Raw genomic sequence first — 20,408 nt, 5'->3', positions numbered from 1 at the left:
AAAGAGTAAATCCCATGGATGCCTTGAATAATTTAATGTACGGCTTTGGCATCGCGCTTGAGCCAATCAACATCGCCTACGTCTTTGCTGGTGTTTTCGCTGGCACCATTATCGGCATGTTGCCGGGTCTAGGCCCGATCAGTGCCCTTGCCCTGATGATTCCTATCACCTTTGCCATGGAGCCCTCTTCGGGCTTGATTTTGATGGCAGGGGTTTACTATGGCGCCATTTTTGGTGGTTCCACCTCCTCTATTCTGCTTAACGCCCCTGGCGTGGCGGGTACCGTAGCCACCTCCTTTGACGGCTACCCGATGGCCAAGCAGGGGCTAGCGGGTAAAGCGCTGGCGATTGCCGCGTACTCCTCGTTTATTGGCGGCACGGTTTCTATTGTGTTCTTAATGCTGGTGGCGCCGCTGCTCTCTAAAGTAGCCGTCAGCTTTGGCCCCGCAGAATATTTTGCGCTGATGGTCTTGGGTCTAACAGCAGTGGTATCACTATCCGATAAATCCTTGGTGAAAGGACTGATTGCTGCCGTTGTCGGGGTGATTATTTCTATCGTGGGGATCGATATGCAGACCGGTACCGAGCGCTTCACCTTTGGCTCTGCCCATCTGCTCGATGGGATCGACTTCCTGGTCGTCGCCTTGGGTATCTTCGCGTTAGCGGAAGTGTTTTACATGTTGCTACGTGGTGGTGGCGGTAAAGAAGTGCCGCGTAACGTGATCGGCTCGCTCAAACTGTCGCGTAGTGAAGTTAAACAGATAGCGGGCCCTATCAGCCGCAGCTCTGTGCTTGGCTTCTTTACTGGCGTACTGCCTGGCGCAGGCGCAACCATCGGTTCGTTTCTGGGCTACAGCATGGAGAAACGGATTGCCAAAGATGGCGATACCTTCGGTAAAGGCAACATTAAAGGTGTTGCCGCACCAGAAGCAGCTAATAACGCCGCCTGTACTGGCTCTTTCGTACCCTTATTAACGCTGGGTGTGCCGGGGTCGGGTACCACTGCCGTTCTGCTGGGCGCACTATTGGTGATGGGTGTGACGCCAGGGCCCATGATGTTAGAGCAGCGTCCAGACGTGTTCTGGGGCGTTATTGCCAGTATGTATATCGGTAATATTTTCCTGCTGGTACTTAACCTGCCGCTAATTCCGCTGATTGCGAAGATTCTTGATCTTCCCCGGCCGCTGCTGCTGTCGTTGATTTTGATCTTCTGCATGATCGGTGTTTACGGCATGAGCTTTAGTGTGTTTGACCTGCTGTTGCTGCTCGGTTTTGGTTTGATTGGCCTGGGTATGCGTCTGTTTGGTTTCCCGGCAGCACCGCTGATCCTGGCCTTGATCCTGGGTAATATCATGGAAGAGTCCATGCGCCGTGCGCTGCAAATCTCTGGTGGAGACTGGTCTATCTTTATCGATAAGCCCATCTCATTAGCCTTGTTATTGGTTGCGCTCCTCTCGCTGACGCTACCGCTGTTTAAAAAGCGCCGTAAGAAGGCTGACGCGACCACTGCTAAATAAAGCGACGTTTCGCGCCACGTTGCATCTCTGACTGAACGCCTTGGGGGTCTTTCCTCAGGGCGTTTTTGTATGTTCTGTGTAGCGGGTTGGTAATCCTTGTGTATCTATAACCCTCAGACACCTAATTGGTGCAATGTATTTTATTGGTGCATTGACAGGGTGCGTCTGATAGATGGTAGTGCGCTATTTTGGTGCGTTTGATAATAATTGATTCTTTACTGAAGTTTTTAACATGCTGTTTGTACTTGTATAAATTGGCTTTGTGTCAGTTTGGCGCGCCCCTTGCAATTACTAAGGGCTAGTGCACGTATTAAAGGGTGTAACAACACAACATCCCGTTATGCGAAGCCCATCAACAAGCCCCAACGATAAGGGGTGCAAGGAGGTTCAAGTGACCACATTGCAACGCAAGACACACTCTCGTTTAAGCAGCCGTTTTGCTACCGCTTTAATTGCCGCCGCTGTCATGGGAGCCAGCGCTCAGGCGATCGCCCAAGACGATGACCCGATTAAAGTCGGTATCCTGCATTCGCTTTCAGGCACCATGGCAATTAGTGAGACGGTGCTAAAAGACACCGTCGAGATGTTGATTGAGCAGCAGAATGAAGCGGGCGGCTTGCTGGGTCGCCAGCTTGAAGCTGTTGTTGTTGACCCCGCGTCTAACTGGCCGCTATTTGCAGAGCGCGCTCGTGAGCTGCTAGCTCAGCACGAAGTTGATGTTGTGTTTGGTAACTGGACATCCGTTTCCCGTAAGGCGGTACTTCCGGTCTTTGAAGAGCTTAACGGCTTACTGTTCTACCCAGTTCAGTACGAAGGCGAAGAGTCATCTGAAAACGTTTTCTATACCGGTGCGGCGCCCAACCAGCAGGCGATTCCTGCGGTTGAGTATTTGATCAATGAAGTGGGTATCGAACGCTTCGCCTTAGTGGGTACCGACTACGTCTATCCGCGCACGACCAATCGTATCCTAGAAGCCTTCCTCAAAGATGAGCACGGCATCGCGGAAGAAGACATCATGGTCAACTACACGCCGTTCGGTCACTCGGATTGGCAGAACATTGTGTCTGAAATCCGTCGCTTTGGTGAGGAAGGTAAACCGACCGCCGTGATTTCAACGGTTAATGGCGACGCCAACGTGCCGTTCTACACCGAGCTTTCTAACCAAGGTGTCGATGCTGCGGATATCCCGGTTATTGCTTTCTCCGTAGGCGAGCAGGAACTGACCGGTATTGATACCGGCCCGCTGGTCGGCCACTTGGCCGCCTGGAACTACTTTATGAGCGTCGACACAGACGAAAACTACGACTTCATCGACGCCTGGATCGACTACACCGGCGACGAAGATGCCGTGACCAATGACCCAATGGAAGCGCACTACATTGGTTTCAATATGTGGGCGGAAGCGGTTCGCAAAGCGGGTACCACGGATGTAGACGCGGTGAAAGACGCCATTATTGGTGTCACCGTGCCTAACCTAACCGGCGGCTACGCGGCGATGATGCCGAACCACCACATCACCAAGCCGGTGCTAATTGGTGAAGTGCAAGATAATGGTCAGTTCGATATCGTCTGGCAGACGCCTTCTACCGTGGCGGGCGATGCATGGTCTGACTACCTGCCGGGTTCACGTGACCTGATTGCCGATTGGCGCAAGCCGATGGAGTGCGGCAACTTTAACGTCGTTAACGGCTCGTGTGGTGGCAGCACCGCAGCAGAAGAAGCCGAAGCGGCACTGGCTGAGTAATTACGTCTATTAGGTAACTACTTGCGCTAAGTCCATGCTTTAACCCTCGCCATCGGGCATGACGCTCGGTGGCGAGGGAGCACGCTACCTCCCCCATTTAGATAACTAAAGGAACAACCCCATGAGGCGTTTCCTTTCCTTGGGGCTGCTGTGTCTCCTGTTGTTGAGTACTACGCTAACAGCCCAGGCACAAACGAGCTCCGCTACTGAACCTACCGATGACGCCGCTGCGCTTGAGCTGTTAGAAGCGCTGGACGTTGACTCTTACCCCGCCAAGGGCGAGGCCATTATCGCTATTTTGCAAAGCGACGATGAGCGCGCCCGCGAATGGTTGCAGGAGTTGTTAGATGGCCGCTTACAGCGCGCTGACGATGGCCGCTTCGTGGTGGTGCTCGATAACAGCGGTCGCGACTGGCCGGTCGCCGATGCCTTAACCGGCGAACCGCTGGGTGAGATGTCGCGCCGTGATTTAGATCGTATCGGTATCAATAACGCGCTGCGCAATCAGCTGCGTAGCGCGATTGCCGTGGTGGATCTGTACTCGCCAGACGTTGAGCGTCGCCGTACCTCGGCGACTCGGCTATTAGGTGAAGTGGACGAAGAGCTGGCCGAGCCGCTTAGTGAGCTTATTGCGGAGGAAGAGGATGCTCAGGTCCAGCGTCGGCTTGCCCAGGCGCTAGCCATTTATCAAGTCGAAAACGGCGAACTTGAAGGCGTTGAGGCGCTGCAGGGTAGCCTGCACCCTCGTGCACGAGTGGCGCTTAGCCGGGCAGCCAACGGCGATGACCCGATTATTGCTGATGCCGCCACCGCCGCGCTGATTAGCGTTGAGCAGAACCTAAAAATAAACCGCGGCTTGGAAACCCTCTATTTCGGCTTGAGCCTAGGGTCGGTATTGGTACTCGCGGCGATTGGCTTGGCGATCACGTTTGGGGTAATGGGTGTTATCAATATGGCCCACGGCGAATTGATCATGCTAGGGGCTTACACCACCTGGGCGATGCAACAACTGCTGCCGGGACAGCCCGGTTTGGCATTGATTCTCTCGATACCTGCAGGCTTTATGGTGGCCGCGCTGGCGGGCATTGCCATTGAGCGCAGCGTGATTCAGTTTCTGAAAGGCCGCCCGCTGGAAACCCTGCTGGCCACCTTTGGTATCAGCCTGATTCTGCAGCAACTGGTGCGCACCGGCATTTCGCCGCTTAACCGCACCGTTATTACCCCTGAGTGGATGAGCGGCTCGCTAGTGATTAACGACGCACTGTCGCTAACCCTTAACCGTATGTATGTGCTTGGCTTCGCGCTGGTGGTGTTTGCCAGTCTGATGCTGATTATGCGCCGCACCCGGCTAGGGCTTGAGGTGCGTGCCGTAACCCAGAACCGCGCCATGGCGCGCTCCATGGGCATTCGTGCCACTCGCGTCGATATCATGACCTTTGCGCTGGGTTCTGGTGTGGCAGGACTTGCCGGTGTCGCGCTTTCTCAGCTCACCAACGTCGGCCCCAACCTGGGCCAGAACTACATCATCGACTCTTTCATGGTGGTGGTGTTCGGCGGCGTAGGCAACCTGTGGGGTACGTTGGTCGCTGGTCTGTCATTAGGTGTAATCAACCAAGTGCTGGAACCTTGGGCGGGTGCAGTACTGGCCAAGATTATCGTGCTGGTATTTATCATCCTATTCATTCAAAAACGCCCGCGTGGACTCTTCCCGCAGAAGGGCCGGGCTGCGGAGGGCTAAGCGATGTCATTAACGACCGAATCATCGACCAATTTTTGGCTAACACGCCCATTCAGCGAACGCTCTACGCAAATATTTCTTGGCGTACTGCTGGCTGCGCTGGCGCTAGTCACGATCCTGCACGTAGCAGTACCGCCGGACAATCCACTGCACGTGGGTGCCTACACCGTTAACCTGTTCGGTAAGTACCTAAGCTACGCGCTGCTAGCCGTGGCGGTGGACTTAGTCTGGGGCTATCTGGGTATTTTGAGTTTGGGGCACGGGGCTTTTTTCGCCATTGGTGGTTACGCCATGGGCATGTACTTAATGCGCCAAATTGGTGAGCGCGGTACCTACGGCCACCCCGTACTGCCGGACTTTATGGTGTTTTTAAACTGGGACAGCCTGCCCTGGTACTGGCTCGGCTTTGATATGGCCTGGTTCGCCTTCGCCATGGTGCTGATCGCACCGGGGCTGCTGGCGCTGATCTTTGGTTTTCTCGCCTTTCGTTCGCGGGTAACCGGGGTCTATCTCTCGATTATTACCCAGGCGCTGACGTTTGCATTGATGCTGGCGTTTTTCCGTAACGAGATGGGCTTTGGTGGTAATAACGGCTTAACCGACTTCCGCGAGCTGCTTGGCTACAATCTGCGCAGCAACGACACCCGGCTAGGACTGTTCCTCGCGACAGGGGTAGCACTGGGGCTGGGCTACATTCTTTGCCGTGCGATTGTCACCAGCAAGCTGGGCCGGGTCAGCATTGCCACCCGTGACGCCGAAGCGCGCACACGCTTTCTTGGCTATCGCGTCGAACGCTTTCAGCTGTTTGTATTTGTAGTGTCGGCCATGCTGGCGGGCCTGGCGGGGGCGCTCTATGTTCCCCAGGTAGGCATTATTAACCCCAGCGAATTCTCGCCGATTTTCTCTATCGAGATTGTGCTTTGGGTAGCCCTGGGAGGCCGCGCTACGCTATACGGCGCGGTGATTGGGGCGATTTTGGTTAACTACGCCAAAACGGTATTTACCGGCGTAATGCCGGACGCTTGGCTATTTGCTCTGGGCGCGATGTTTGTACTGGTGACGGTATTTCTACCCAAAGGAGTGGCGGGGCTGTTTCTGCATATCAAGCGGCGTAAGCGCGAAGAACATACAGCCAAACCCACCACGCCCAAGGAGGCCTCAGCATGAGCTTGCTGCAATCGCTGACCCAGCGTGACCGGGTGTTTGACTTTATGGTGCCGCAGGATTCGCCGGTCGATGTTCGCCATGGCCCCATTCTGTACCTTGAGGATGTCACCGTAAGTTTTGATGGCTTTAAGGCCATTAACAACCTTAACTTGACCATCGACGACGGTGAACTGCGCTGCATTATCGGCCCTAACGGGGCCGGTAAAACCACCATGATGGATATCATCACCGGTAAAACCCGCCCCAACAGCGGCAGCGTCTGGTTTGGTAGCCGCCATAACCTGCTCAATATGAATGAGCCGGAAATCGCCAGCCTGGGGATTGGCCGTAAGTTTCAAAAGCCCACGGTGTTTGAAGCGCTGACGGTATTTGAAAACCTGGAGCTGGCCATGGCGGCGGACAAGCGGATTTTCCCCACGCTCACCGCCCGTATGACCGGTGAAATCAAAGACCGTATTGATGAAGTACTGGAAACCACCGGCTTAGTGGCACTGCGCCACCAGCCAGCAGGGATACTTTCCCACGGCCAAAAGCAGTGGTTAGAGATCGGCATGCTGTTAATGCAGCGCCCACGCTTGCTGCTGGTAGATGAGCCGGTAGCGGGCATGACCGAGCAGGAGATGGAGCGCACCGCCGAGCTGCTGACAGGGCTTGCCGGTAAGCAGTCCGTGGTGGTGGTAGAGCACGATATGGGCTTCGTACGCTCGATCGCTCGTCAAGTGACTGTGCTACACCAGGGCAGCGTATTGGCAGAGGGCACCATGGATCAGGTCTCCAGCGACCCGAAAGTGGTCGAGGTCTACCTTGGTGCGGATGACGAGGAGGCTGCCTAATGCTAGCCATTGAAAAACTTAACCAGTTTTATGGCGAAAGCCACACCTTGTGGGATCTCGATCTTGACGTGCCCGCAGGCCAGTGTACCTGTGTAATGGGCCGTAATGGCGTAGGTAAAACCACGCTATTAAAAGCCGTAATGGGCGAAGTTAACGTCGCCAGCGGGCAACTGCGCTATACCGGTGGCGACCAAAGCGCGGTAGAGCTGACTAAAAAATCCGTCGAGGCACGCTCGCGGTTGGGTATTGGCTATGTGCCCCAAGGGCGGCAGATATTTCCACTGCTGACGGTAGAAGAGAACCTACGCACCGGCCTAGCTGCGCGTAGCGACGGGCTGAAAAAAATCCCCAAGCGGGTCTATGAGCTGTTCCCGGTACTTAAAGAGATGAAGCACCGCCGCGGCGGCGACCTCTCCGGCGGGCAACAGCAGCAGCTGGCGATTGGTCGTGCGCTAGTGATCGAGCCGAAGCTACTGATTCTCGACGAGCCGGGGGAGGGCATTCAGCCCAATATCGTGGCGCAAATTGGCCAGGTGATTCGCCAACTGATCAAAGAGGATGGCCTCACGGTGCTACTGGTAGAGCAAAAACTGCCCTTCGCCCGTAAATACGCCGACCGCTTTGTGATTATGGATCGTGGCCGCCCGGTGGCCAAAGGCGAGATCAGCGAGCTCTCCAATGAGCTGATCAAGCAGCATCTGACGGTTTGAGTTATCCACACCTGGTTTACAGCCGTGGATCGGGTTGGAACGGCAGTTCCTCAGCGTTGGCAATCGCTTGCTCGAATAAGGGGTGGGCCGGGTTGAGCATGTAATTAAGCTCTCTCGGCACCACCACGCTGGGCAGGGCCAGCGCCAAGCTCTGACCGGAGGCTAGCCAGCCATCGCCCAGGTCGGCGGTTTCCGCAGGTGCTGGCGCTTCCTGCCAATTGTTTGGTAAGTCTTCGGCACCCACACTCAAGATGCTCTGCGTGGGCAGCGTCAGGCGCAGCAGCGCATAGGCGTTGAGTAGCCGATAACTTTCCAGATGCACCATGATTTCCAGCAGCGCCAACGACTCTGAGCTTGCCACATACACACAGGCATTCCCGGGGCTATTCCAGCGACCGCCATAAAGCCGTGCTCCCTCGCCATCAAACGCCGTCTCCTGAAACTTGCGCTTAATCAGCCGAAAGGCAGTGATCTCGGTCATGCAGAGACTCCGTGCTCTAGCCGACCGATCAGATTCAACACCGTTTGATATTCCGCAGACGTAGCGCTCATCTCGACGGGCCTGCGCCCACCCAGCCCGATATTGGGTTTGAGCAGCCAGGCGCGGGCGCCCTCATAGTCACCCTCGAACAGATCCAGCGCCGCTTTAAAGAGCTCAGCAAAGCGATACAACCGGTCGCTCTCCGCCATCTTAAAGCGGCCCGATTTGGCGCGACGGCTCAGCGTGGCTGAGGGAATATCCACATAGCCCGCCAAGGCTTTCTGCTCGATACCTGACACTTTGGCAAGCTGGGGGTAGACACGATACTCCACGCCTTCATGCAATAATTCATGTAGCTTGCGGCCACGTGCAGGCAGGCCGATCTGTTGCCAGAATCCGGATGCCAGCGCTTTCGACGGCTGATATTGCGTGAAGTGAATATCCATGGTGGTTTCTCATTTGATATTTCATCAGTATATCAAATGGTATAGAGGGCGTTTGTAAAACCGTCAAGTGCGCGAAGGGTAGCGAGCTATCTGGCCAATGATCTACTGTGAGACTGCCTTTAGTATTTAAGTGATAGTTCAGTTATATTGTTATCCAGCCATCACATTAAGAATAAAACGAAGGCAAGGGTAGTTATTAAACATGACCAACATGCAGCGCTTTTTAAGTGACCGATACAAGGGTGGCATTGTGGCTATCCTTGTCTCGTATGTCCTTATGCTGCATGTCCTCCTTGGGTCTTACGCACAGGCGGCGGTACTTGGCGACGGTAGTACGTCACCGCTATTTGTACTGTGTGATCCGCATGGTGTTGTTGCCAACCAGCAGGGCGAATCAGACGCTAAGAGTTCCAGTGAACTCAGCAATCTGCTATGCAAATCTGCCTGTGCGCTTGGTACGGCACTTTCGAGTGCCCCTCTTGGGGTGATGGCCGCGGCAGGTGACCCCGTTCGACCGCGTTACGCCGAACCTTTACAACAAGCCACCGGCTTGTTTGTACTCTCTTATGCGCGTGCCCCTCCTCTCCTGTAAATACGTGATTAAAACGCTTTAACGATTTAATGATTTAGCCACGACGATTTAGCCATCATTCTACTCATTACGTTTAATGGGTTGAGCTAAGTGTCTACACGTTATTTATGGAGTTCCCTATGTTTATGATTCGCACTGTATTGTTATCCTCGCTGCTATTAGTCAGTACCTCTCTTTTTGCTCATCACGGCGGCTCCCACGATGAGCCGACTTCTGCAGAGAGTTCTCATCTTGATGTTACTCAACCCTGGGCGCGTGCAACACCGCCGGGCGCCGCTGCCGGGGGCGGTTTTTTAACTATTACCAACCACGGCTCTGTTGATGATCGTTTAGTGGGTGCCTCCGCAGCGATTACCGACCAGGTCGAGATCCACACCATGGAGATGGTTGGTGATGTAATGCGTATGCAGCATCTCCCCGGTGGGATTGAGATTCCCGCCGGTGAAACGGTCACTCTGGCTCCCGGTGGTCTGCACTTGATGTTTATGGCGCTACCCTCCCCGATTGAAGAGGACCAGCCGATTCCCTTAACGCTTGAGTTCCAACATGCGGAGAGTATTGAGACGGAACTCCAGGTGGTGCCGGTCGGTGCCTCGCCTGAAGGCCAAGACGCTCATGCCGATCATCACGCTGAGAACCACGGTGATCACCATGAAGAGCATGGGCAAATGGCGCACTAACAGCACTGTGTACTAGACATGCAGCGTCGCGATTTTGCCCTGCTTTCCATCGGTACGTTAGTGCTCGTACTTACGTTAGCGCTGTTCCTGGTCGTGTTTGGCAAACAAGCCACGAGCCCGGAAAGCGCTGGCCCAGGAAGTACCGACATAGGTGGCCAGTTTCAATTAGTTGACTCAGATGGTTCGCTGGTTAGCCAGGATGACTTTTTAGGCAAGCCCACCATCATGTTTTTTGGTTTCACGTATTGCCCGGATATCTGCCCTTCGACACTTTTCAATCTGTCGCGGCTGATTAAGCAACTGGGCAATCAGGCAGACCAGTTCAACTACCTCTTTGTTTCCCTGGATTGGCAGCGGGATGGCCCTGATCAGCTCTCTCGCTACCTATCTGTCTTCGATAGCCGCATTCACGGCTTATCAGGAAATGAAGCGCAAATTGATGCCATAGCCGAAACCTATCGCGTGCACTACGAGCGAGTAGAGACTGACAATGGTGACTACACCATCAGCCATACCGCTTCTACCTACCTATTGGATCCCGAGGGTAATGTCGTTGGCACCTTAGCCTACGACTTCGACCTGGATGAGGCTCAGGCATCACTGGAGCAGCTACTGGCTTCCTCATAAGTGCTATATCAACGCTCTGGCCCTAGGCCAGCGTGATGGCTTTAGCTACGCTGTTTGCCTAGCTAATCGCTTTTCCTGAAGGCGTTGCACGATCAGCCAATCAATCAGCAGCATGACAATCAACGAAGCGCCGACCAGCGGGAAAATCACCCCACCGATCACCAGAATGGCGATTAAACCGCGGAAAACATGCTTATCCGCCGGTAGTGGCGGTACGCCCATCGCGCCTTTAGGGCGTCGTTTCCACCACATCACCGCAGCCGACACGGCCAGTAAGATAATGGCAAAGCAGACTGCCAGCAGGAGCAGCTGATTGAGCAGGCCAAACTCTTGGCCCATATGAACATTGATACCAAATTCTAGCCATCTGCCGAACGTGCCATAGTCGGCGTAGCTCATGTCGATCAATGGTTCGCCGCTATATTGATCAAGGTGAACCACACGCTGCTGGCTCAAGTTGTCAGGATAGATGGAGCCGGTATATACCCCGGCGGCAGAACTGGGCAGGTTAACCGTGAAGCCCTGCTGTAATCCTAGCTGTTCAAATGCCGCCACTGCATTGTTAAGGCCTATGCGGGGCATTGGGCTGGCGGGAGGCGTGGATTCCGGTATGCGAGCCTGCTCCAACGACCAACTGGTTAAGCCCTGGTCGCTTAAATACGCATTGGAAACCGGCACCTCAACGCGAACGCCCGATGGGTAGCCGAAGTTATTGCCATTGGCCCACTGGTTAACCTGGCCGCCCCACACGCCAGACCACGGCATGCCGGTAATCGCCAGGAAGACAAGAAAGCCGCCCACAAAAATGCCCAATACCGCATGCAAGTCGCGCCAAAACACCCGGCTTTTGGGTTTGCCGCGCACACTCACCACGCCGCCTGACCCTTTACCCCGGGCCACCATAAGTAAATGCCGGTGCCTACCAGCAGGATCGACCAGCCCCCGGCAATCTCAATCACTTTTCGCGCGGTAGGCCCAAAGTATTTAAAGCTGTGTAGATAGCGCACCGTCCACATGATGGTGCCACGGTCATCCAGCGCCCCCAGTACGTTGGATGTGTAAGGGTCTACATACACCGCAAGACGCTCACCTGCCAGGGTGTTAACGGTGATTTCGGCAGAGCTTTCAGGTGTTACTGGGTCGGTGTACTTAACGGCGGTGCCGGGGTGGGCCTCAAGTGCAGCGCTGACCAGCGTCGAAGGCGGTTGCACGGCTTCCTGAACCGCGACGCGTTTCAAATCCGCATGGATGATGGCGTCCAATTCATCTTTGAAAAGGTAAAGCCCACCAGTCATCGCCAGGGTAATCATAAAAGGCAGTACCAGCAGGCCAGCATAGAAATGCCAGCGCCACACGGCACGGTATATATCGAAGGACTTTTTACGTCCCTCTTCCGGGTAAGCAGCAGTAGACATAGGGTGGAGCTCCAGGCCGCAAACCGGCCATGGCCGAAGACGTTAGCGGTCACCTTGGTTTAGGGCGCTTTTCATTCGTCGTGCTCTTTTAGGGTTAATAACGCCTGAATTAAACCGCTGTACAGCCACCGGCCTTTAAGATGCTCTCTTTTGAAGCGGGGTACTTTTCCAGCATGTTGTTAGGCCGAACGGGGCGCGGTGAAAAATTACCACCACAGTTAGGGCATGTATCCCCTAAAACTCCACTGGCACACTCGCGACAAAACGTACACTCAAAGGTACAAATGACAGCCGCCGCCTCAGGGGGCAAATCCTTATCGCAACACTCACAGTTCGGGCGAAGTTGAAGCATGATTAGGCTCCCGCGTGAACGCTTATATAAGCGCTATAGGAGGCGGTTGTCTAGCCACAGTAATTGAATTAATGGCATTAATAACGTTAACGAAGCGATGTATAGCGGCGGGGAGGGAAGATTTATCTTGGTGCATCGCGCTATTAGATTGATCCTTTTTGGTGCAATTGGCGGTTGTTGGCCAATCTCAGGCACTTTAAGTCTTTATTGTGGTGACAAGAGAGTCAGCATCTAATAGCTTTTCACCATTTTGGCGCATTAATTGCATTTGTTAATCAAACGCTTATTAAAAGGCAGCGGCAGTTCTTTATGTTCCTAGGCGATCTCGCAATACCGTCCATTAGCTCTGGCCACCGTTTCGATGCAGACCGCCACTGGGCGGCCTCATTGGCACTGACGTTTGCCCAACGCGATGGTGCCACACGCATGGTGCAGGCGCGCCATCATGGGCCGCTGCGAGTGCAGCGCCCTTTTTATCCAGAAGGCAGGCGCGGCCCCTATGACAGCCCTTGCCATGTTTACGTACTACACCCGCCAGGGGGACTGGTGAGTGGCGATGCACTCACGATTAGCGCCCATGTGGAGAACGGGGCTCATGCACTGTTGACCACGCCTGCCGCTAATAAGCTCTATAAGGCCGACAGCCAAGGTGTTGCCTGGTCCCAGCATACGCGACTATCGGTAGAGAATGATGCAACCCTGGAGTGGCTACCCCAGGAAACCATCGCCTTTGATGGCTCGAAGGGTGAGCAGCGCACCCATATTGAGCTGCATGGTTCCGCCCGCTGTTTAGGCTGGGAGGTGATGGCACTAGGCCGCCCAGCTAGCGAATTACCCTATGTCTCGGGCCGGATTGAGCAGCACTTTCGTATGACGTTAGACGGAAAGCCGCTATGGCTTGAGCGCCAACCGCTCGACCCTTTGCATGCGCGCTTTAAGGGGCGCTGGGGGCAGGGCGGTGCCACGGTGCAAGCCACATTATGGGCGGTGGGTATTAGCGATGCACCGGCTGCTATTGAGGCCCTGCGTGAGGTGTTGCCGGATAATCCACGCTGGGCGGTTACCATGCGCCAAGGTGTGCTGCTGCTGCGCTACCTAGGCAACTCGCGCAACGAAGCCTGGGCGCTTTGTGAACACGCGTGGCGAGTCCTGCGCCCCCGTTGGATTGAGCGTGAAGCGCATACACCGCGAATTTGGCTAACCTAATCAGTATCACTGCAATGTACTGCTGGAGACACATGTCATGGAATTAACCCCGAGAGACAAAGACAAGCTGCTGCTGTTCTCTGCCGCCCAACTGGCCGAGCGTCGCAAAGCACGTGGTTTAAAGCTCAACTACCCCGAAGCGGTAGCCCTGATCAGCTTCGAGATCATGGAAGGCGCCCGGGATGGCCGCAGCGTGGCTGATTTAATGAGCTATGGCCGCGAAATCCTTAGCCGTGATGATGTGATGGAAGGTGTGGCTGAAATGGTCGACGAAGTACAGGTCGAAGCCACTTTCCCCGACGGCACCAAACTGGTCACTGTCCATACGCCTATTGTGTGAGGGGCGATTGAACAACGGAGCAAGCAGATGATTCCTGGTGAATATCAGTTAAAAGACGGCGATATCGAACTGTGTGTGGGCCGCGAGCGAATTACGGTGGAAGTGGCTAATACCGGCGACCGCCCTATCCAGTTGGGCTCCCACTACCACTTTGCCGAAGCCAACCCCGCGCTGGTGTTTGATCGCACCAAAACCCGAGGTTACCGCTTGGATGTGGCCGCAGGCACGGCGATTCGCTTTGAGCCCGGCCAAACCCGCGAAGTTACGCTGATTCCCTTTGTGGGCAAGCGGGAAATCTATGGCTTTCGTGGTGATGTCATGGGGCCGCTGGATCGCCCTCTAAATAGCTAATGGCGTAAGGCGATTAGGCTAGGGAGGCCATTGCTCATGGGACTGTCTGCGGCATGGATGCCGCAGTCAAGCGTACAGGGACGTATTCACAGCGTGTCCCATGAGTGATGACCTCCCCACTGCCAAGCTTCATCTTTTAGGAGAGGCAACACATGAAACCGGTAAACAAGATCAGTCGGCAAGCCTACGCCGATATGTATGGGCCCACGGTAGGCGACCGCGTGCGCCTGGGCGATACTGAGCTGTGGATTGAAGTTGAAAAAGACGCCACTCATTACGGCGATGAAGTGAAATTTGGCGGCGGCAAAGTGATCCGTGACGGCATGGGCCAAAGCCAGCGCAATGATGACACCGTGATGGATACCGTCATCACCAACGCGCTGATTTTAGACTGGTGGGGCATCGTCAAAGCTGATGTGGGTATTCAAAACGGCCGCATCGCCGCGATTGGTAAAGCGGGCAACCCGGATGTACAGCCCGATGTTGAGATCGTGATTGGGCCCGGCACCGAAATTATCTCCGGTGAAGGCAAAATCCTCACCGCTGGCGGCATCGACGCCCATATCCACTTTATTTGCCCTCAGCAGGTGGAAGAGGCGCTAATGAGTGGCGTGACCACCATGCTGGGTGGTGGCACTGGCCCGGCTACCGGCTCTAACGCCACCACCTGTACGCCGGGTGCATGGCATATCGGCAAAATGCTTCAGGCGGTGGACGACCTGCCGATGAACATTGGCCTGCTGGGCAAAGGCAACGCTAGCCTGCCGGAAGGGTTAGAGGCGCAGTTGGAAGCGGGTGCCATGGGCCTTAAGCTTCACGAAGACTGGGGCACCACCCCCGCATCGATTGATAACTGCCTAAGCGTGGCGGAAAAGTACGATGTGCAGATCGCGATCCACACCGACACCCTAAACGAATCGGGCTTTGTCGAAGACACCCTGGCCGCGTTTAAAGAGCGCGGTATTCACACCTACCACACGGAAGGTGCAGGCGGTGGCCACGCCCCGGATATCCTCACCGCCTGCTCGAAAGAGTACGTGTTGCCGTCATCGACCAATCCAACGCGGCCCTACACTATCAACACCATCGACGAACACCTCGATATGCTGATGGTGTGCCACCACCTCGATCCCAATATTCCCGAAGACGTGGCCTTCGCCGACTCGCGCATTCGCCGCGAAACCATTGCGGCTGAAGATATCCTCCACGATCTTGGTGTGATCTCGATGATCGCATCTGACTCTCAAGCCATGGGGCGAGTAGGTGAAGTGGTCTGCCGTACCTGGCAAACCGCGCACAAAATGAAAGTGCAGCGCGGCCTGTTGTCGGAAGACGAAACGCTGGGCGCGGATAACTTTCGTGCCAAGCGCTATATCGCCAAGTACACCATTAACCCGGCGATTACTCACGGCATCAGCCACGAAGTAGGCTCTATCGAGGTGGGTAAGCTGGCCGATTTGGTGCTGTGGAAACCTGCCTTCTTCGGCGTGAAACCAGCGATGATTATTAAGGGCGGCATGATTGCGGCGGCTCCCATGGGTGATCCTAACGCATCGATTCCCACGCCCCAGCCGGTTCACTACCGCCACATGTTTGGTGCTTTTGGCCGCGCCGCCAGCCAGACTCGGCTGAATTTTGTCAGCCAAGCTGCGTTGGATGCTGGTATTAAAGAGCGTTTAGGCCTGCAGAGTACGCTGGCGGCGTGTAAAAACGTGCGCGGCGTGCGCAAGAAAGATATGAAGCTCAACGACGCTTGCCCGGAGCTGACCGTAGACCCACAAACCTACGAAGTGCGTTGCGATGGTGAAATTTTAACCTGCGAACCCGCAACCGAGCTGCCGCTGGCCCAGCGTTATCATTTATTTTGAATAGCGCACTGTGACCGCCAGTAAGTGCAGTGCCGGGGGTAGATCTACGTGAGGGCGCTGTAAATACATCCCTGTACGCTACTTTTGCCATCTGCCCTCCAGGGATGGAGGAAATGCCGGAAATGTATGGAACATTTTCCGGCCATGGCAAAAGACCCTCACTACGACCTACCCCGGCTCGGCTGCTGGGTGCTTAACTTGCAGGTTTTTAATAGGACGATATCAATGCTTAAACTCATAGAACGATTAGGGCCTATAGAGGAAAGCGCCGCCAGCGATACGCTGACGCTGCCCTTTGAGCTACGTATTCGTGGGCGCTTAAAAGCTCAAAGCGATAGTGGTCGCGAGCTGGGCCTATTTCTGGATCGCGGCCCGGTACTGCGCAGCGGCGAAGGCCTAAAAGCCGAAAGCGGTGAAGTTGTGCGCGTATGCGCCGCAGTAGAACCGGTGGTTACCGCGCGAGTGAGTGCTGGCTTACCGCTGGCGCGGCTGGCCTATCACCTGGGCAATCGCCACGTTCAGCTGGCGCTGGGCGAAGATGAGAAGGGCGCTTGGGTACGCTTCCCGCCGGATCATGTGCTGGAAGAACTGGCTGTGCTACTGGGCGCCGAGTTGGAGCACCACGACGACACCTTCGACCCGGAGCCGGGCGCCTATAACCAAGTAGGCGGTGGTGGGCACTCCCATGACCATTCCCACGGGCACGGCCATTCTCACGACCACGACCATTCGCATGAGCACCACCATGCCCACTGAACCTGCCGCGCCAGAAAGCCAACGCGATGATTTAGCGCTGCTAGGGCTCATGCAACTGGTAAGCCCCGCGCTACCTATCGGTGCTTTTGCCTTCTCACAAGGGTTGGAGAGTGCCTTTGAACTTGATTGGGTGCGGGATGAAGCCAGCCTTATTGAGTGGCTGAATGGCGTATTGGAAGATGGCCTAACCCGCTGCGAGCTGCCGGTGCTGGCGCGATTACATCAAGCGTTTAGCCAAGCCGGTGGTTCAGCCGATAGTGACGCCGCTAGTGCAAAGATAGCTGAGTGGGACGAGTGGCTGGCTGCCACCCGTGAAACCGCTGAATTAGCCGCTGAAGATAGCCGCCTGGGCGCCTCGCTTAAGCGCTTGTTAACCAGCCTGGACTTGATGTCAAGTGAGTACTTACTACCCGCCTTATTGCCAGATCATGCGGGCTATGTGACGCTATTTGCATTCACGGCTCACTCACGTGGCGTATCCGTTCGCCAAACGCTGCTGGGCTTTGCTTGGGCGTGGTTGGAAAACCAACTGGCGGTGGCCTGCAAAGCCTTACCGCTGGGCCACACCTCTGCTCAGCGCGTCATAGAGCAAATGCGTCCTGCATTAGTGTCCGCTGTTGATCAAGCGCTGACGCTGGAAGATGAAGAGCTAGGCCCCGTGCTGCCCGGTTTAGCCCTGGCCAGTGCGTTGCACGAAACCCAATATTCGCGCCTGTTCAGAAGTTAATGGCTTAGAAATTAATGATTTAGAAGTTAATCGCTTAGACGTTAATCAGTTTATTTATTGAGGAGAGAACGATGACGCACTGTTTACGCATTGGCGTGGGCGGCCCGGTGGGTTCCGGTAAAACCGCACTGCTCAAGCAGCTCTGTTTAGCGCTGCGGGACTACTACGATATCGCCGTGGTCACGAATGATATCTACACCCGCGAAGACGCCGACTTTCTGCTCAAACACGATGCACTGCCCGCAGACCGTATTCTCGGCGTAGAGACCGGCGGCTGCCCGCATACCGCCATTCGTGAAGATGCCTCCATGAACCTGGCGGCCATCGATGAGCTGCAAGCACGGCATCCTAAGCTTGAGCTGGTGATGGTGGAGTCGGGTGGCGATAACCTCTCAGCCACCTTTAGCCCCGAGCTTTCCGACCTGACGCTCTACGTCATCGATGTTTCCGCAGGCGATAAAATTCCCCGCAAAGGCGGGCCTGGCATCACTAAATCCGACCTGCTGATTATCAATAAGATGGATATCGCCGAGCAGGTGCATGCATCGCTCGACATCATGGCGCGGGACTCAAAGAAAATGCGCGGTGAGCGCCCCTTTGTCTTTACCAATCTTTATGACGGTGTAGGGCTTGAAGAGATCATCCGCTTTATTCTCGACAAAGGGATGCTGGACGAGCGACGCCCGCAGGCTGATACAGCGGCTTCCGCGAGTACAGGGGCAATTTAGTAAGCTTTCGATGCACAAAGGCCGCCAAATGTTTGGCGGCCTTTGATAGCTGCAGCTGACTGACGAACCTTAGCTCAGCGGCTTTAAATAACGGCCAGCATGCCGCCGTCGACGTAAATGATCTGGCCATTGACATAGTTCGACGCCGGGGATGCAAGATAGACCACGGTGCCAACAAGATCTTCAGGCACCCCCCAGCGTTTGGAAGGCGTGCGGTTAATTAGCCAGTCATTAAATTTCGGATCGTCGACCAACGGCTGAGTCATTTCCGTGATCATGTAGCCAGGGCCAATAGCGTTGGTCTGAATATCATGCTCAGCCCACTCCGCTGCCATGGATTGCGTCAATAAACGCACGCCGCCTTTGGACGCCGTATAAGCACCCACCGTCGGTCGGGCTACGGAGCTCATCAGCGAACCGATATTAATAATTTTGCCGCCTTTACCGCGCGCAATCATTTGCCTGGCAACGTTGCGTCCCAGCAGAAAAGTACTGGTCAGGTTCGTGCTAATAACCTTATCCCACTGATCGAGTTCGACCTCAATTAACGGACGACGAAGTTGCACGCCTGCATTATTGACCAGGATATCGATATTGATTCCATCGGCATTCAACGCTTCAAGTGCCTGCTCAATGGCGGTCTCGTCGCTAACATCAAACGACGTTGTGAGCACACTATAGCCTTCCTCGCAGAGCGCGTTCCGCGCGGCTTCAAGCTTGTCATGATTACGCCCATGAATAATGATTTGGGCGCCTGACTGAGCCAGCCCGCGCGCCATCGCGAGCCCAAGCCCGCCGGATGAGCCGGTAATTAGCGCCGTGCGGCCGGTTAGATCGAATAACGTCATCGTTCTCACCTCTTATAGCTTTGTTTTTTCTAACGTGATTTTGCGATTAGTGATTGAAAGACTAGCTCAGCCCCGCCCTGATTACTCACTTTACCCGTGTAATTGGCTGACGGCTTGGGTCGGCATACCATGGTAGGTCAAGGCGCGAATTTCGCTCTAGTTCGGCAATCACCTGGGCGCCCAGTAGTAAAATGATGGCGCCTACTTCCAGGGTAATCAGCAAGATTACCAGCGCCGCCAGAGAACCGTAGACCGCGTTGACGAACGAGAGATTGGCGAAATAATAAACCAGCAACAGCCGCACGCCCTCCCACAACAGCGCTGCCACGAAGCCTCCTACCACCGCCCTACGAATGGCGATACGCACCACCGGAAGCACTTTATAGATAGCGCTAAACAGCAGGAAAACCCCGATAAAACTAGCCAGGTTAAGCACGGGTCCTGAGAAACCCGCCAGCGGCAGTTCCCGCGCGAAAATGGCGATAACGAGCGTATTAAGCGAACTGGCTAGGGTGACGACCAGCGTGAGTACCATCAGCCCTGCCCCCAGCACCACCATAAAGGCGTAAGGCAACATGACGGAAACCCAGGCGCTGCGCTTGATATAAGGGTGCTCCGGCGCATGAAAAATGATCGCCAGAGCGTCTTCCAGCATACGAAAAGCAAACGAGCTGAAGAGTAATAGAATAGGAAAACTCAAAATGCCGATGACGTCCCGGGAACTCAGCAAGCCGCGCACGGCTTCCAGCAAAACTTCGGCATGGGCGGGCGCCAGATGGCGTGCCTGTACGGTCAGCACATTGAGAAGATGCTGTTCATCCACCACTTGGGTTAATAGCACAACGAGCAGGGCAAAAAGCGGCACGATGGAAAGCAGAATATTATAGCCCACCCCACCGGCAATCAGGATGCCGCGATTTTTCAGAAAGTGGTGTAATACGCGCCAGGCAAAGTGAGCCAGCCGCGGAAGCAGGAGCAAGACAGCGCTAAAAAATGAGTGGTTTCGAACCATGGCTTGCCATTCTCCTTGAACACTAGGGCCATGATACGCTGATGGCACTAACAAATAACAAGGAGCTCGGTAATTGCTTAATTAGGATTTAGGTGAGATCAGTACGTAGAGATGGGCTGCAAGATGACCCTAAAATAAAAAGGTCGCCCTGACCAGGCGGTAAAATGGGTCAGGGCAACCAAAGATAGGTGGCTAAGCGGCTTGCTTAAAACGGGCCATCCCTGGCCACCACTCCACTACCATGAACGCATTCGCCTGCACTCACCTTAA

The 20,408-nt window shown here is 54.9% G+C and carries 23 protein-coding genes; 16 read left to right on the top strand and 7 right to left on the bottom strand.

Annotated elements, in window-relative coordinates; genetic code table 11:
- Positions 1 to 14: 14 nt before the first annotated feature.
- The 6 genes from ACQKE4_RS03485 to urtE all read left to right on the top strand — a co-directional run bounded on the left by ACQKE4_RS03485 (position 15) and on the right by urtE (position 7,709).
- Positions 15 to 1,517 (top strand): tripartite tricarboxylate transporter permease, encoded by a 1,503-nt coding sequence (locus ACQKE4_RS03485; protein WP_427386916.1) that lies wholly within the window; start codon positions 15 to 17, stop codon positions 1,515 to 1,517.
- Positions 1,518 to 1,908: 391 nt separating this feature from the next.
- On the top strand, positions 1,909 to 3,261 hold the full coding sequence (gene urtA / locus ACQKE4_RS03480) for an urea ABC transporter substrate-binding protein (protein WP_290838868.1): 1,353 nt from the start codon (positions 1,909 to 1,911) through the stop codon (positions 3,259 to 3,261).
- A 121-nt stretch (positions 3,262 to 3,382) separates the two neighbouring features.
- Positions 3,383 to 4,999 (top strand): urea ABC transporter permease subunit UrtB, encoded by a 1,617-nt coding sequence (urtB, locus tag ACQKE4_RS03475; RefSeq protein ID WP_427386915.1) that lies wholly within the window; start codon positions 3,383 to 3,385, stop codon positions 4,997 to 4,999.
- Between the two features lie 3 nt (positions 5,000 to 5,002).
- A complete protein-coding gene (urtC, locus tag ACQKE4_RS03470; protein WP_427386914.1) occupies positions 5,003 to 6,166 on the top strand; it encodes an urea ABC transporter permease subunit UrtC in 1,164 nt (387 codons plus the stop codon).
- Positions 6,163 to 6,999 (top strand): urea ABC transporter ATP-binding protein UrtD, encoded by an 837-nt coding sequence (urtD, locus tag ACQKE4_RS03465; protein WP_427386913.1) that lies wholly within the window; start codon positions 6,163 to 6,165, stop codon positions 6,997 to 6,999. The genes urtC and urtD overlap by 4 nt, the downstream gene beginning before the upstream one ends.
- Entirely contained in the window at positions 6,999 to 7,709 is a 711-nt protein-coding gene (gene urtE, locus ACQKE4_RS03460) for an urea ABC transporter ATP-binding subunit UrtE (RefSeq protein WP_427386912.1), read from the top strand. Before urtD ends, urtE begins: the two co-directional genes overlap by 1 nt.
- A 16-nt stretch (positions 7,710 to 7,725) precedes the next feature.
- Here the strand turns inward: urtE and ACQKE4_RS03455 are convergent, their stop codons facing one another.
- Together ACQKE4_RS03455 and parS are read right to left on the bottom strand one after the other, a co-directional pair.
- Positions 7,726 to 8,190: an RES family NAD+ phosphorylase gene (locus ACQKE4_RS03455; RefSeq protein WP_427386911.1), complete on the bottom strand. Its 465-nt coding sequence runs from the start codon at positions 8,188 to 8,190 to the stop codon at positions 7,726 to 7,728.
- Positions 8,187 to 8,636 carry a type II RES/Xre toxin-antitoxin system antitoxin gene (gene parS, locus ACQKE4_RS03450; RefSeq protein WP_427386910.1) on the bottom strand — a complete coding sequence of 150 codons (450 nt, stop codon included), beginning with the start codon at positions 8,634 to 8,636 and terminating at the stop codon, positions 8,187 to 8,189. Before parS ends, ACQKE4_RS03455 begins: the two co-directional genes overlap by 4 nt.
- Positions 8,637 to 8,838: 202 nt before the next feature.
- On the opposite strand from parS, the gene ACQKE4_RS03445 reads away from it, so the two are divergent.
- The 3 genes from ACQKE4_RS03445 (at position 8,839) to ACQKE4_RS03435 (ending at position 10,535) form a co-directional block, all read left to right on the top strand.
- Positions 8,839 to 9,228, top strand: a complete 390-nt coding sequence (locus ACQKE4_RS03445; protein WP_427386909.1) for a hypothetical protein — start codon at positions 8,839 to 8,841, stop codon at positions 9,226 to 9,228.
- 119 nt (positions 9,229 to 9,347) lie between these two features.
- Positions 9,348 to 9,908, top strand: coding sequence for a copper chaperone PCu(A)C (locus tag ACQKE4_RS03440; RefSeq protein ID WP_427386908.1), 561 nt, complete (start codon positions 9,348 to 9,350; stop codon positions 9,906 to 9,908).
- An 18-nt stretch (positions 9,909 to 9,926) separates the two neighbouring features.
- Positions 9,927 to 10,535, top strand: a complete 609-nt coding sequence (locus tag ACQKE4_RS03435) for an SCO family protein (protein WP_427386907.1) — start codon at positions 9,927 to 9,929, stop codon at positions 10,533 to 10,535.
- A 45-nt stretch (positions 10,536 to 10,580) separates the two neighbouring features.
- Here the strand turns inward: ACQKE4_RS03435 and ACQKE4_RS03430 are convergent, their stop codons facing one another.
- From ACQKE4_RS03430 to ACQKE4_RS03420, 3 genes are all read right to left on the bottom strand, one after another.
- Positions 10,581 to 11,405, bottom strand: coding sequence for a PepSY-associated TM helix domain-containing protein (locus ACQKE4_RS03430; protein WP_427386906.1), 825 nt, complete (start codon positions 11,403 to 11,405; stop codon positions 10,581 to 10,583).
- Entirely contained in the window at positions 11,402 to 11,950 is a 549-nt protein-coding gene (locus tag ACQKE4_RS03425) for a PepSY-associated TM helix domain-containing protein (RefSeq protein ID WP_427386905.1), read from the bottom strand. Before ACQKE4_RS03425 ends, ACQKE4_RS03430 begins: the two co-directional genes overlap by 4 nt.
- 109 nt (positions 11,951 to 12,059) lie before the next feature.
- Positions 12,060 to 12,302: a DUF1272 domain-containing protein gene (locus ACQKE4_RS03420; protein WP_427386904.1), complete on the bottom strand. Its 243-nt coding sequence runs from the start codon at positions 12,300 to 12,302 to the stop codon at positions 12,060 to 12,062.
- A 309-nt stretch (positions 12,303 to 12,611) separates the two neighbouring features.
- Here ACQKE4_RS03420 and ACQKE4_RS03415 point away from each other — a divergent pair, with 309 nt between their 5' ends.
- The 7 genes from ACQKE4_RS03415 to ureG all read left to right on the top strand — a co-directional run bounded on the left by ACQKE4_RS03415 (position 12,612) and on the right by ureG (position 18,278).
- Positions 12,612 to 13,508 (top strand): urease accessory protein UreD, encoded by an 897-nt coding sequence (locus ACQKE4_RS03415; RefSeq protein WP_427386903.1) that lies wholly within the window; start codon positions 12,612 to 12,614, stop codon positions 13,506 to 13,508.
- Positions 13,509 to 13,545: 37 nt separating this feature from the next.
- Positions 13,546 to 13,848 carry an urease subunit gamma gene (gene ureA, locus ACQKE4_RS03410; RefSeq protein WP_211595616.1) on the top strand — a complete coding sequence of 101 codons (303 nt, stop codon included), beginning with the start codon at positions 13,546 to 13,548 and terminating at the stop codon, positions 13,846 to 13,848.
- A 27-nt stretch (positions 13,849 to 13,875) separates the two neighbouring features.
- Positions 13,876 to 14,199: an urease subunit beta gene (locus ACQKE4_RS03405; protein ID WP_290838799.1), complete on the top strand. Its 324-nt coding sequence runs from the start codon at positions 13,876 to 13,878 to the stop codon at positions 14,197 to 14,199.
- 152 nt (positions 14,200 to 14,351) lie between these two features.
- Entirely contained in the window at positions 14,352 to 16,067 is a 1,716-nt protein-coding gene (gene ureC / locus ACQKE4_RS03400; RefSeq protein ID WP_427386902.1) for an urease subunit alpha, read from the top strand.
- Positions 16,068 to 16,292: 225 nt separating this feature from the next.
- On the top strand, positions 16,293 to 16,823 hold the full coding sequence (gene ureE, locus ACQKE4_RS03395) for an urease accessory protein UreE (protein WP_427386901.1): 531 nt from the start codon (positions 16,293 to 16,295) through the stop codon (positions 16,821 to 16,823).
- Positions 16,813 to 17,550: an urease accessory protein UreF gene (locus tag ACQKE4_RS03390; RefSeq protein ID WP_427387014.1), complete on the top strand. Its 738-nt coding sequence runs from the start codon at positions 16,813 to 16,815 to the stop codon at positions 17,548 to 17,550. Before ureE ends, ACQKE4_RS03390 begins: the two co-directional genes overlap by 11 nt.
- 71 nt (positions 17,551 to 17,621) lie before the next feature.
- Positions 17,622 to 18,278 carry an urease accessory protein UreG gene (ureG, locus tag ACQKE4_RS03385; RefSeq protein WP_427386900.1) on the top strand — a complete coding sequence of 219 codons (657 nt, stop codon included), beginning with the start codon at positions 17,622 to 17,624 and terminating at the stop codon, positions 18,276 to 18,278.
- Between the two features lie 83 nt (positions 18,279 to 18,361).
- Here ureG and ACQKE4_RS03380 read toward each other — a convergent pair whose 3' ends face one another.
- Positions 18,362 to 19,126 carry an SDR family oxidoreductase gene (locus tag ACQKE4_RS03380; RefSeq protein WP_427386899.1) on the bottom strand — a complete coding sequence of 255 codons (765 nt, stop codon included), beginning with the start codon at positions 19,124 to 19,126 and terminating at the stop codon, positions 18,362 to 18,364.
- A gap of 85 nt (positions 19,127 to 19,211) precedes the next feature.
- Positions 19,212 to 20,138 (bottom strand): YihY/virulence factor BrkB family protein, encoded by a 927-nt coding sequence (locus tag ACQKE4_RS03375; protein ID WP_427386898.1) that lies wholly within the window; start codon positions 20,136 to 20,138, stop codon positions 19,212 to 19,214.
- Between the last annotated feature and the right edge of the window lie 270 nt (positions 20,139 to 20,408).

The sequence above is a fragment of the Halomonas sp. NPDC076908 genome (assembly GCF_050269715.1).
GTDB lineage: Bacteria > Pseudomonadota > Gammaproteobacteria > Pseudomonadales > Halomonadaceae > Vreelandella.
Note: the sequence above shows the minus strand (reverse complement) of the source record. Positions and strands in the feature narration are given on the sequence as shown.

Coding starts and splice junctions, on each gene's coding strand:
- ACQKE4_RS03485 (WP_427386916.1), top strand. CDS start 15: ATGGATGCCTTGAATAATTTAATGTACGGCTTTGGCATCGCGCTTGAG.
- urtB (WP_427386915.1), top strand. CDS start 3,383: ATGAGGCGTTTCCTTTCCTTGGGGCTGCTGTGTCTCCTGTTGTTGAGT.
- urtC (WP_427386914.1), top strand. CDS start 5,003: ATGTCATTAACGACCGAATCATCGACCAATTTTTGGCTAACACGCCCA.
- urtD (WP_427386913.1), top strand. CDS start 6,163: ATGAGCTTGCTGCAATCGCTGACCCAGCGTGACCGGGTGTTTGACTTT.
- urtE (WP_427386912.1), top strand. CDS start 6,999: ATGCTAGCCATTGAAAAACTTAACCAGTTTTATGGCGAAAGCCACACC.
- ACQKE4_RS03455 (WP_427386911.1), bottom strand. CDS start 8,190: ATGACCGAGATCACTGCCTTTCGGCTGATTAAGCGCAAGTTTCAGGAG.
- parS (WP_427386910.1), bottom strand. CDS start 8,636: ATGGATATTCACTTCACGCAATATCAGCCGTCGAAAGCGCTGGCATCC.
- ACQKE4_RS03445 (WP_427386909.1), top strand. CDS start 8,839: ATGACCAACATGCAGCGCTTTTTAAGTGACCGATACAAGGGTGGCATT.
- ACQKE4_RS03440 (WP_427386908.1), top strand. CDS start 9,348: ATGTTTATGATTCGCACTGTATTGTTATCCTCGCTGCTATTAGTCAGT.
- ACQKE4_RS03435 (WP_427386907.1), top strand. CDS start 9,927: ATGCAGCGTCGCGATTTTGCCCTGCTTTCCATCGGTACGTTAGTGCTC.
- ACQKE4_RS03425 (WP_427386905.1), bottom strand. CDS start 11,950: ATGTCTACTGCTGCTTACCCGGAAGAGGGACGTAAAAAGTCCTTCGAT.
- ACQKE4_RS03420 (WP_427386904.1), bottom strand. CDS start 12,302: ATGCTTCAACTTCGCCCGAACTGTGAGTGTTGCGATAAGGATTTGCCC.
- ACQKE4_RS03415 (WP_427386903.1), top strand. CDS start 12,612: ATGTTCCTAGGCGATCTCGCAATACCGTCCATTAGCTCTGGCCACCGT.
- ureA (WP_211595616.1), top strand. CDS start 13,546: ATGGAATTAACCCCGAGAGACAAAGACAAGCTGCTGCTGTTCTCTGCC.
- ACQKE4_RS03405 (WP_290838799.1), top strand. CDS start 13,876: ATGATTCCTGGTGAATATCAGTTAAAAGACGGCGATATCGAACTGTGT.
- ureC (WP_427386902.1), top strand. CDS start 14,352: ATGAAACCGGTAAACAAGATCAGTCGGCAAGCCTACGCCGATATGTAT.
- ureE (WP_427386901.1), top strand. CDS start 16,293: ATGCTTAAACTCATAGAACGATTAGGGCCTATAGAGGAAAGCGCCGCC.
- ACQKE4_RS03390 (WP_427387014.1), top strand. CDS start 16,813: ATGCCCACTGAACCTGCCGCGCCAGAAAGCCAACGCGATGATTTAGCG.
- ureG (WP_427386900.1), top strand. CDS start 17,622: ATGACGCACTGTTTACGCATTGGCGTGGGCGGCCCGGTGGGTTCCGGT.
- ACQKE4_RS03380 (WP_427386899.1), bottom strand. CDS start 19,126: ATGACGTTATTCGATCTAACCGGCCGCACGGCGCTAATTACCGGCTCA.
- ACQKE4_RS03375 (WP_427386898.1), bottom strand. CDS start 20,138: ATGGTTCGAAACCACTCATTTTTTAGCGCTGTCTTGCTCCTGCTTCCG.